The organism is Empedobacter sp. R132-2 (assembly GCF_030324375.1).
GTDB lineage: Bacteria > Bacteroidota > Bacteroidia > Flavobacteriales > Weeksellaceae > Empedobacter > Empedobacter falsenii_B.
In genome coordinates this window covers 85,038-96,417 of sequence record NZ_JACAGG010000007.1, presented here as the reverse complement: position 1 = coordinate 96,417, position 11,380 = coordinate 85,038, and the positions used below count along the sequence as shown (strand labels likewise).

Annotated in this window: 10 protein-coding genes and 1 tRNA gene; 6 read left to right on the top strand and 5 right to left on the bottom strand. The window is 30.4% G+C overall.

Annotated elements, in window-relative coordinates; genetic code table 11:
- Positions 1–291: 291 nt before the first annotated feature.
- Both HXZ69_RS05840 and HXZ69_RS05835 read left to right on the top strand, forming a co-directional pair.
- Positions 292–3,303: a SusC/RagA family TonB-linked outer membrane protein gene (locus HXZ69_RS05840; RefSeq protein ID WP_286495347.1), complete on the top strand. Its 3,012-nt coding sequence runs from the start codon at positions 292–294 to the stop codon at positions 3,301–3,303.
- Positions 3,304–3,315: 12 nt separating this feature from the next.
- Positions 3,316–4,809, top strand: coding sequence for a RagB/SusD family nutrient uptake outer membrane protein (locus tag HXZ69_RS05835; RefSeq protein WP_286495346.1), 1,494 nt, complete (start codon positions 3,316–3,318; stop codon positions 4,807–4,809).
- Positions 4,810–4,852: 43 nt separating this feature from the next.
- Here the strand turns inward: HXZ69_RS05835 and HXZ69_RS05830 are convergent, their stop codons facing one another.
- The 4 genes from HXZ69_RS05830 to recF are packed head-to-tail and all read right to left on the bottom strand — an operon-like array spanning position 4,853 to position 7,950.
- Positions 4,853–5,536 carry a hypothetical protein gene (locus HXZ69_RS05830; RefSeq protein ID WP_286495345.1) on the bottom strand — a complete coding sequence of 228 codons (684 nt, stop codon included), beginning with the start codon at positions 5,534–5,536 and terminating at the stop codon, positions 4,853–4,855.
- Between the two features lie 60 nt (positions 5,537–5,596).
- Entirely contained in the window at positions 5,597–6,571 is a 975-nt protein-coding gene (locus HXZ69_RS05825) for a YheT family hydrolase (RefSeq protein ID WP_286495344.1), read from the bottom strand.
- Positions 6,572–6,874 carry a DciA family protein gene (locus HXZ69_RS05820; RefSeq protein WP_286495343.1) on the bottom strand — a complete coding sequence of 101 codons (303 nt, stop codon included), beginning with the start codon at positions 6,872–6,874 and terminating at the stop codon, positions 6,572–6,574.
- Positions 6,871–7,950 (bottom strand): DNA replication/repair protein RecF, encoded by a 1,080-nt coding sequence (gene recF, locus HXZ69_RS05815; protein WP_286495342.1) that lies wholly within the window; start codon positions 7,948–7,950, stop codon positions 6,871–6,873. Before recF ends, HXZ69_RS05820 begins: the two co-directional genes overlap by 4 nt.
- Positions 7,951–8,112: 162 nt before the next feature.
- On the opposite strand from recF, the gene hisS reads away from it, so the two are divergent.
- The 4 genes from hisS (at position 8,113) to HXZ69_RS05795 (ending at position 11,219) form a co-directional block, all read left to right on the top strand.
- The gene (hisS, locus tag HXZ69_RS05810) at positions 8,113–9,486 is read left to right on the top strand and encodes a histidine--tRNA ligase (protein WP_286495341.1); all 1,374 of its coding nucleotides are present in this window, start codon (positions 8,113–8,115) and stop codon (positions 9,484–9,486) included.
- Between the two features lie 58 nt (positions 9,487–9,544).
- Positions 9,545–10,465: a PfkB family carbohydrate kinase gene (locus HXZ69_RS05805; protein WP_180905348.1), complete on the top strand. Its 921-nt coding sequence runs from the start codon at positions 9,545–9,547 to the stop codon at positions 10,463–10,465.
- A gap of 78 nt (positions 10,466–10,543) precedes the next feature.
- Positions 10,544–10,768 (top strand): hypothetical protein, encoded by a 225-nt coding sequence (locus tag HXZ69_RS05800; RefSeq protein WP_219033884.1) that lies wholly within the window; start codon positions 10,544–10,546, stop codon positions 10,766–10,768.
- Between the two features lie 7 nt (positions 10,769–10,775).
- A complete protein-coding gene (locus HXZ69_RS05795; protein WP_257468033.1) occupies positions 10,776–11,219 on the top strand; it encodes a hypothetical protein in 444 nt (147 codons plus the stop codon).
- Between the two features lie 40 nt (positions 11,220–11,259).
- Here HXZ69_RS05795 and HXZ69_RS05790 read toward each other — a convergent pair.
- A tRNA-Arg gene (locus tag HXZ69_RS05790) sits at positions 11,260–11,333 on the bottom strand.
- Positions 11,334–11,380: the final 47 nt, after the last annotated feature.

Below are 11,380 nucleotides of genomic sequence, written 5' to 3'. Positions count from 1 at the left end.
AGCTAAAATTACTGCACTTACTGTGGTTCAGTACATTAATAAAACATACTTTAATCGAAATATTAATAATCTAAAAATCCAAATTATTTAAAATGCACAACGGGTTAAGTAATATTTGTAATTATTCTATCAAAGTTATAGATTTTACAAGTGTTAATAATATATTTTAGTACTGAATGTAATAATGTAAAGCTATTTTTTTATGATGTTGATAAAAAAAAATAGATGACTTTTTGGAATTCTTAAAAAAAAGTTAGAGTTTTGTTTAAAATGTTATAAAATATTAAAACTATGAGGAGAAGATTAACATCTTTGGGTCTATTAGCTTTCCTAGGATTAGGAACTATGGCTTTTGCCCAAGTAACAGGTGTAGTTAACGATGCGAACAATTTCCCAGAGTCTGACGTAGAAGTTACTGTAAAAGGTACTGATAAAGTTACGTATACAGATGAGAACGGAAATTTCAACATTGATGCTAAGGTAGGTGATATCTTAGTTATCAATGGAAAAGAGTTTAAAGTAACTTCAACAAATTTAGGTAAGTTGTATTACAGTGATGATGTGTCATTACAAGAAGTTGTTGTCACAAGTGTTTTCGAAGCTCCTGCAAGAACTGGTCAAACTATTGTTTCAGGAAAAAGTTTAGAAAATTTAAATCCTTCGCTTTCTGTTGATCAAATGCTAAGTGGTAGAGTTTCTGGGTTGATTTCCCAAGCAGCAAATGGAGCTCCAGGTAGTACAGCGAACGTTACTATTCGCGGAGCTATGGGGTTAAATGGAGGAGTAAAGTCACCTCTATATGTTATTGATGGGACTTACATGTCTGCAGCGGATTTACAAGCTATTAATCCAATGGATATTGAAGATGTTAGAGTCTTAAAAGATGCTTCCCAACTTGCTGTTTATGGAGCTAGAGGTGCTAATGGTGTAGTTATTGTAAAAACTAAAGGAGCTAAAAAGAACGCTACTTCTATATCTTATACTTCTAGAATAGGTTTTAATCAGTTGATGAGTCAAAATGATATGAAATCAATGAACTCTACACAACTATTAAATTATCAAAATGATTTGAGTAAATTAAAAAATCCTTTAACTGGAGCATTGTTAGGATTAGGAGTAGCTCGTACTGATAAACAAATAGCTGAATTAGAGAAGTTTGATCATGAATGGAAAGATGATATTTTAAAAAATGGATTAACACAATCTCATTATTTTAATATTGCTTCAAATGAAGGTAACAACTCTCAATCTTTTAGTTTAGGATACGATAAAAATTCAGGAGCTATTCAGTTTTATAACGGTTTAGAACGTATTACAGCTTCCTTAAATATATCATCTAAGCTTTCTGATAGAGCTAAGTATGGACTTAATATTAATGGAGCTTACCAAACATTAGATTCTCCAAGGGATAGAAATAATGGACAAAGTCCGTTTTGGAGTTTATTACAAAACAGACCTTTTGCTACTAAATATGTATTGGATGCAAATGGGAATGTAGTTATGAACGCAAATGGTAAACCTACATATAACGGAAATGTTAATACAATGGGATATGCTGTTTTAGATGAAATGGAAAATACAATATCTGGAACGAGAAATTTCAAACTATATGGGTCAGGTTTTTTTGAATATGAATTATTTGAAAATTTATATGCAAGAACAACTTTTGGTGCTACGTATAATAGAAATCAGTACGAGACATTTTTAAGACCTTCATCTGTATTAGCTGGTTTATTAGGTAATGGAGGTTCTAAAACTGATTCTGGATTTGATAGATTAGAATATAACTGGAGAAATGAGTTAACATATATTAAATCTTGGGATAAACACAATTTTAGATTTGGTATAGCGTCAGAATATATTAGTCAAGGAAATTATGGTTATAGTATAAGTGGTCAAGGCTTTCCAAACGATTATCAGTCTGTGCAGAGTTTGGCAGCAACTAAATTGCAATCAACTAATACTTCAAGATGGGATGTTACAAGATTTGGTTACTTAGGGTCACTTTCTTATGATTATGATAGAAAATACTATGTAGACGCATATATTCGTAGAGATGGTACTTCATTAGCAGGTATTAACAATAGATATGGAACATTCTGGGGTGCATCTCTAGGTTGGGATATTGCTAGAGAAGAATTCTTGAAAGGAAGTAAAGTTTTTAATAGTTTAATGCTAAAAGCGTCATATGGTGAAGTTGGAGATGACTCTGGATTAGATAGATATGCAAACTTGACGTTGATGTCTATGACAGGAACTTATAATGGATTAGGTATTGCAGCTCCATCATTAAATGTTGCAAACCCCGAAACAACTTGGGAAATTAACAAGAAGTTAAATGTAGGGTTAGATTTTACATTATTTAATAGATCTTTAACTGGTTCTGTATCGTATTTTCAAGACAAGCGTTCAGATTTCTTATTTACTCAAGATTTATCAAGAGAAATGGGATCTTTTACTTCTACAATTAATGCAGGAGAATTAGTTACTAACGGAATTGAAGCAGAGTTAAACTATGATATCATCAATAAGAAGAATTTTGGATTAAGTGTTTATGGAACATTAACAAAATTGAATTATAAAATTAATGATCTTAATGGACAAGATGAATTACTTGTGACTGGATCAGTAGAAGATATGATGCATGTCAAAGGAGGTAAACCTTATCAATTTTATATGGTAAGATTTGCTGGTATCAATAGAGATAATGGTAATGCACAATATTATGACAAAGATGGAAACATTACTGAGGTATATAATGGAGATGATGCAGTAGCAACTGGTAAGACCCCTTTTCCAACTTTAACAGGAGGTTTTGGTCTTAACCTTAGATATTATGGTTTTGATTTAAATGCTGATTTTGTTTATAGTTCAGGTGGTTATACTTATAACAATACATATCAAATTTTAACTTCTCCTACAAGTACAAATAATAAAGCTACACAAGCAGCAGATTATTGGAAAAACCCTGGAGATATTACAGAATTTCAACGACCAACATTACGAGGTACTGAGTATTCTACACAATTTTTAGAAAAGTCTGATTACATTAACTTTAGAAGTTTATCTTTAGGATATTCTTTTAATGACTTAATTAAAGATACTGGAGTTAAAGGATTGAGAATTTTTGCACAAGTTCAAAACTTAGCATTATGGACTAAATTCCATGGAAATCCAATTGTTGGAACGGGAGGAAGTGAAACTATAACATTAGCTGATAAAGGTTATGTATCAAATTCATTTTCATTGTTTTCGTACCCTAATATTACGTCATATTCTTTAGGGTTTAATATTAATTTTTAAATAAACTAGATAATGAGAAAATTTAGTATAGGTATAGTTATGTTATCATTGATATTTACATTTAATAGTTGTAATAGTGATGACATAACACAAGGATCTCCAACTGGAACTGAACAAACGAATTTTTATAAAACAGAAGCTGATTTTACAAGAGCTATTTTAGGAACTTATCAAGGATTTAAACAGGCAGGCTTTTATGGGGCTGGAGGAACTTCTTCAGATATAAATATCGTAGGAGATTTATTAGCGGATGATTTATTGTTCAATTATAATGGTCGTGGTTCTAATAGAACAAGTTCTTCTTGGGGTTATGATGGAACAGTAACACCAACAAGTTTATATAATTCTGGCTATAATATTATTGCTAGAGCAAATTTAATCTTGTCAAATTTAAATAATTTACAAGATGGAGCTTTTAAAAATCAAATTAAAGGTGAAGCATTAGCTGTAAGAGCTTTAACTCATTTGGAGTTAGCTAGATTTTACGGAAAAATTCCTACACAAAGTTCAAATGCTTTGACTTCTCAAGGGATTCCTTATATTACAAGTTACGATCCATTTGAAATGCCTTCAAGAGAGGAGTCTATGAAAGTTGTATATGATAAAATTATAGAAGATTTCAATAATGCTATTCCTTATTTAACTAATTCTGTAGGTACTACAAGAATTAGTAAAAACACAGCCCAAGCTTTATTAGGTAGAACATATTTGTATTTAGGTAATTATGCAAAAGCTATTGAAAATTATACACCAGTAGTTGCGGCTGTTAATCCAGCAAAAGCTTCTGATTTAGCAGGTTTATGGACTAATAAGAATAGTAATGGAGTATTATTTGAAATACCATTCGTATTGAGTAATGATAATGCGATAGGAGGAAATTATAGCCAAGGGTCAACTAATAGTAATATAAATATGGAATATTCAGTTGATAAAAGGTTTTATGATATGTATAATTCTATAACAGAACCTGAAAGAAAAAATGCATATTTTAAAATATTTGAACCTGCAAATGCTAATGGTAAACCAACAATTGCTGTATACAAATATTTGCAAGGAGGACCACAACTAGGTGTAAATAATGGTCGTTATCTTAGAGTTGAAGAAGTTATTTTAGATTTAGCGGAAGCTCAGTATTTATCAAATAATCAATCTGGAGCTTTGGCAACATTAAATAAATTAAGAAATGTTAGATATTCTACTTATGCAGGAGGTGAAACAGGTTCTGCTATTTTTGACGCAATTATTCTTGAGAGAAGAAAGGAGTTAGCATTTGAAACAGGAGATCGTTTTATTACATTAAAACGACTTCAAAATGTTAATGGTATACCAGCTATTTATAAAGAAGGAGTTAAGCGCTCAGGAAATGGATTCTATGCTGATGGATCAGGAAATCCTCCAGCAGAACTAATTCTTAAAGCAGGTGATTATAGATGGCAATTGCCAATTGCAATTACAACTATTAATAGGAATCCAAATATTAAACAAACTGACGGATATCCACAATAGCTTATAAAAAAAACAGGCAGAATTTAATTCTGACCTGTTTTTTTTATAAGCTATTGTTATTAATGTAGATTAAAATTGTAATCATATCTTTTTCTAAATTTAAATTAAAGTTATTCTTTTTTATAAATTTATCTAAGTCTGGAATATTTTTAAAAATCTCTTTAAGTTTATTTATTTTATTAGGAAAAGAATAAATATTATCAGCTTCTTTAATAAAGTATTGATCTTTTACTTTACTATATTTTTTTTCATACTCATTATAATTTTCTGTTTTGAAAGCACCTGTATTTGTATTAGCATCAATTAGTTCTATTTTTTCTCGCTTTAATAATGAATATTTATTATTAAGAAGTATTTTTAAATAGCCATTTATGTTTTGCTCTTTAAATGTATAATTCAATAATTGGTAATTATCATTGGTATTATAAAAATTTATTAATAACTCATTATTTTTATTTAAAAAATAATTCTGATCATTTTCTTTAATTTCCATTTCATCTAAATAAGCATTATATCTTAGCTGAGCATCATAATTATTATTGTTGGTAATGATTTTTGCATTTCTAAAATCTTCTACCAAATATAAGGAACCACTATAACTACGGGATAAATCATTTTTGATGATTTGGCCGTTAACTAATTTATATGCTGTATTTTTTTCATGTAAGACTTGACCATTTGTAGTCATAAATGTCAATAAACTTATTGTTAAATATATTTTTTTCATATTTAAATATATAAAAAAATAGCCAATAACAATATGTATTTGAGCTAAATAATATAAAAATTACTTAATAATTATACAAGTTTTTTCAATAAACTCCCAAGCTCTAATTTCTGCCCAAGAGTGTATATTATTCTTTAAAGGAAAACCACAATGTCCGCCATATTCAGGCATTTCGAACGAACAAAATTGATGCTTTTTGAAACGTTCAATTGGATAACAATCTTTCCCTAAAAAAGGATCATTAGCAGCGTTAACAATCAAACACGGTGTTTTGATATTGTCCAAAACAGTTGCAGGAGAAGCTTTGTGGTAATAATCTTCTTTAGATGAATAACCATGTAAAGCTGCTGTAAAATATTCGTCTACTTCATCAAAAGTTTTGATTTTATCAATCATTTTTTCATTCAGAACTCCTGGAAATTGTTTAGCTTTTATTTTAAATTTTGGAACAAGTGTTTTTTTAAAGTTTTTAAAATAAACAGTATTTGGAAATTTTTTCAATGTATCGGCGCAAGATTTTAGAGAAATAGGTGCAGAAAATACAACACCACATTTTATCTTGTTCGAAACTTTATAACTTCCAAGATAATTCAAAACCAAAGCACCACCCATCGAATAACCAATCAAATAAATTTCTTGATAATTTTCTTTCAACGCTTTTTCTACAACTCTGTGTACATCATCTATCGATCCATGATGATACAAACGGCAAGTTTCGTTCATTTCACCGCCGCAGCTTCTGTGGTTCCATGCCAAAATATTAAATCCTTTGTTGTAAAAAAAATCCGAACACGAATTGAGGTAAGTTCGTTTCGAATCGCCTTCTAATCCGTGAAAAAGAATGATTAATTTGTCTTTATTATTTTGAAATCGCCAATCCAAATTCAGAAAATCACCATCATCGGTTTCCATTTTTTCTCTTGTGTAATTTGGAACAGGATATTTCTTGAATTTCGCTGGAATAATGGTAGAAAGATGCGCATTTCGATTGATGAAATTAGGTGTAGGGTAAGTAGAATGTTCGATGTAAGGCATTTAAAATATTTTTACGTCAATTAAGAAATCCTTTTTAATTTCTTCATTTATATTGGCTAGAATTTTTGACTTTCCCATCAATAATTCTTGTCTCATTGCAGGAGAATTAATTTTAACATATAAAACTCGTTGTCTTACTTCAACTCGATCAGTATATTTCTCGAAAAACTTTCCCATCACCGTTTGCCAAGCCTCTTCTGCTTTCACTTCCCAAATCAATTCTTCCTTTCCATTTTGTTTAATGAAATGCTCCAAAGCTTGACCAAGCGTTTGCTGATTACTTCTTTTTTCATACTTTTTCATAATCGGAAAACTTTACTTTCAGAATTAATTTGTTTGATGATTTGCTCCGTTCTTTCAGGATGCGTATCAGTGATAAAAATTTGTCCAAAACGTTCTTCGTTTACTAATTTTATCAATTGTGTCACACGATGTTCGTCCAATTTATCAAAAATATCGTCCAATAATAATAAAGGAGTGATGTTTAATGAAGATTTGATAACTTCTAATTGGGCTAATTTCAATGCAATCAAATACGATTTTTGTTGACCTTGCGAACCAAATTTCTTGATTGGATAATTGGTAATCGTAAACAATAAATCATCTTTATGTATTCCGGCTGTCGAATATTGCGTCGAACGATCTTTGTACAAAGCTTTTTTCAGAACCGTTTCAAAAGGTGCATCATTTAATTGCGAAACATATTCGATGTTCACTTTTTCTCGACCTTCTGAAATTTCATTGTAATATTTTAGGAAAGCTTCCAAAAAAGTTTGAATAAATTCTTTTCGAACTTCATGTATTTTCTTTCCTAAATGAATCAATTCTTCATCATAAATTTCCAAAGAAGTTGAATCAAATGTATTATTTGCAGCAAAGTATTTTAGCAAGGCATTTCGTTGAACTAAAACCTTGTTGTATCGCATCAAATCAGCTAAATATTGCTTATTCGATTGCGAAATAATATTATCCAAAAATTTGCGTCGAACTTCACTTCCTTCTTTGATTAAATCACTGTCATAAGGTGAAATCATCACTAAAGGATATTGACCAATATGATCAGAAATACGATCATACGATTTCGAATTTCGCTTTAATTGTTTGGGCTGACCAGAACGAACCAAGCAAAAAATAACATCATCAGATTCATTTCGATCAAAAGTTCCTTCTAATGTAAAAAAATCACAATCAAACTGAATATTCATCGCATCCGAATGATTCAGATACGATTTACTTAAAGCCAAATAGTGAATAGCATCCAAAATATTGGTTTTGCCTTTTCCATTTTGTCCTACAAATGCATTAATTTTTGGTGAAAATTCGAAATTATTTTCATCAAAATTCTTGAATTGTCGCGCTTTAAGTTCTTTTAAATACATAAAAGCAAAATTACGATATTAATTAAGATTTACGATTGACGAAGTTTGATTTATGATTTTTTATAATGATTTTCAATCCTAAAACAATGATTTTGAAACAAAATGTCGAGTTAAAAATCAAAATGATGTATTTTTGCATCTTTATAAGTAAGATTTAGAAAAATGGCAATTCAAAAACCATCGATTCCAAAAGGGACAAGAGATTTCTCACCTTTAGAAGTGAATCGTCGTCAATATATTATCAACACGATTAAAAAACAATTCGTTTTGTTCGGATTTTCTCCAATCGAAACTCCATCATTCGAAAATTTATCAACTTTAACAGGTAAATACGGAGAAGAAGGAGATCGATTAATTTTCAAGATTTTGAATTCTGGAGATTATTTAGCAAAAGTTGATGAGCAATTGTTGACAGATAAAAATAGTCAAAAAGTAATTTCGCAAATTTCAGAAAAAGCGTTGCGTTACGACTTAACTGTACCTTTTGCGCGTTACGTTGTGCAACATCAGAATGAAATTACTTTCCCATTTAAGCGTTACCAAATTCAACCAGTTTGGCGTGCCGATCGTCCTCAAAAAGGTCGTTTTCGTGAGTTTTTTCAATGTGATGCGGATGTTGTAGGTTCGGATTCGTTGTTACAAGAAGTTGATTTTGTACAATTATATGATTCAGTTTTTACAGAATTAAAAACGCCAGTTGAAATTCATATCAACAATCGTAAAATTTTATCAGGTTTAGCAGAAGTAGCAGATATTTCGGCTCAATTGATTGATTTTACAGTGGCTTTAGATAAGTTGGATAAAATTGGTGAAGAAGCGGTAAAAGAAGAAATGCGTGGAAAAGGAATTTCTGATTCTGCCATCGAAATTTTATCACCTTTATTCTCAATGAACGGTGATTATAAAACTCAATTTGCACAATTAAAAGAAATTTTAAAATCTTCGGAAACTGGATTAAAAGGAATTGAAGAATTAGAATTTGTTTTTGAAAATACAACAACTATTGGTTTACAATCGGCTGAATTAGTTTTGAACTTGACATTAGCACGTGGTTTAGATTATTATACTGGAGCTATTTTCGAAGTGAAAGCGAAAATCGGAGAATTCTCTTCATCTATTGGTGGAGGTGGTCGTTACGATGATTTGACAGGAATTTTTGGATTGAAAGATATTTCTGGAGTAGGAATTTCTTTTGGATTAGATCGTACATATTTAGTTTTAGAAGAAAATAATTTATTCCCAGCTTTAGAAGATTCAACAAATATCCAAGCATTGTTCATTAATTTCGGAACGAAAGAAGCTGCTGAGGCAATGAAATTGGTAAAACAATTACGTCAAAGTGGAATTAATACAGAGGTTTATCCTGATGATGCAAAAATGAAAAAGCAAATGGGATATGCTGATAAAAAAAGAATTAAGAAAGTAATTCTTTTGGGTGAAAAAGAAATTGCTGAGCAAAAAGCGACAGTAAAAGATATGATTTCGGGAGAACAAACCGAAGTTGCTTTTGCTGATTTGGCTAACGCATTGTCTTAATATGTCTTAATTCAAATCTATTCAATATATTTGCAAACTATTTAATCAAGAATATAAAATGAGTTTATTAACAGTTGGTACAGTTGCCTTTGATAAATTAGAATCTCCTTTCGGGAAAACAGATAAAATCTTAGGTGGTGCCGCTACATATATCGGTATGGCGTCTTCTTTATTGGGCGTGGATACTGCAATCGTTTCAGTTGTTGGTGGAGATTTTCCACAAGAATACATCGATTTATTAATTTCAAAAGGAATTAATTTAGATGGAATGGAAATCGTAAAAGAAGGAAAAACATTCTTTTGGGAAGGTAAATACCATAATGATTTGAACACACGTGATACGTTAGCAACAGAATTGAATGTTTTAGAAACGTTTAATCCAATTGTTCCTCAAGATCGCAAATCTCCAGACGTTTTGATGTTAGGAAACTTACATCCATTGGTACAAAAAGGAGTGTTGACACAATTAGATAATCGTCCAGGTTTGGTTGTTTTAGATACAATGAACTTTTGGATGGATTGTGCTTGGAATGAGTTGATGGATGTGATCAAAGATGTTGATGTAATTTCTATTAATGACGAAGAAGCGCGTCAAATGTCAGGTGAATATAGTTTAGTGAAAGCTGCTAAAAAAATCATGACATTCGGACCAAAAACAGTTATCATCAAAAAAGGTGAACATGGAGCTTTATTATTCCAAGAAGAACAAGTTTTCTTTGCACCAGCTTTACCATTAGAAGATGTTTTCGATCCAACAGGAGCAGGAGATACATTTGCAGGAGGTTTCTCCGGATACTTAGCAAAAACAAACGATTTTTCTTTCGATAACATGAAACGTGCAATTGTTTACGGATCTGCATTAGCATCTGTAACATGTGAAAAATTCGGTACTGAATCATTAGGAGATTTAACACGTGATGGTTTAGCTGAACGTTTGAAAGAATTCAAAAAATTAATGGATTTCTCAATTAATTTATAAGAGAATTATTCATCAAAATATTTAAAGCCTTGCATTTGCAAGGCTTTTTTGTTTTATATTAGATTGTAAATTATTTATATGCAGATTATTCTTGAAATAATTTTTATTGCGATTAGTGAACTTATAATAGAAATTTTTGGAATACGAGTTCGATATATTATTTTAAAACTATTTAATCCAAAGTTAAATTTTGAGGAATTTTCTCAAAATGAATCAGGTTGGCATAAATTTTATAATGCAGTAGTAGGTTTGTTAATTCTAATTGGATTAATATTTGGTGTTGCTTTCTTATATTTTAATTAGAATGAAAATGAAAAACAAAATTATACATCTTCTCATATTGGCATTTTCCTCTTTACTTTCTGGAATAATGATTTCGAAAATGTCATTCATCGGTAAAATAGGAATCACAATTATTTACAACGAATATACGATCCTGAAATCGTGGTGGAAAACAGCCTTGTTATTATTCGCTATACAAGCTGTTATTTTTATCGTATTATCCATTTGGAATGAGAAAACAACGAAACGTTTTAAACGTTTGTTATTGCCTCTCATTTTCCTTTTTATGGGAATTATTGGATTAATTTATTGCTATTACGATTTTACTGAAACCTCACATCGTTTATTGAAAAAGACTTTCCATTTCGGATTTTATATTTTTTGGTTTACGTGGTTTGGGAATTGTATATTTTTTATGACAAAAAAATCTCAAAAAGTAGAAGAAATTCCGCAAGAAACAGAAGTGTATTAAAATAAAAAGCTCATCAAATTTTGATGAGCTTTTGCTTTTGTGACCGAGACAGGATTCAAACCTGTAACCTCTTGAGCCGTAATCAAGTGCGCTATTCAGTTGCGCCACTCGGCCATTCCGGATAAGAAACTATTGTTCTTATTTTGGACTGCAAATATAAA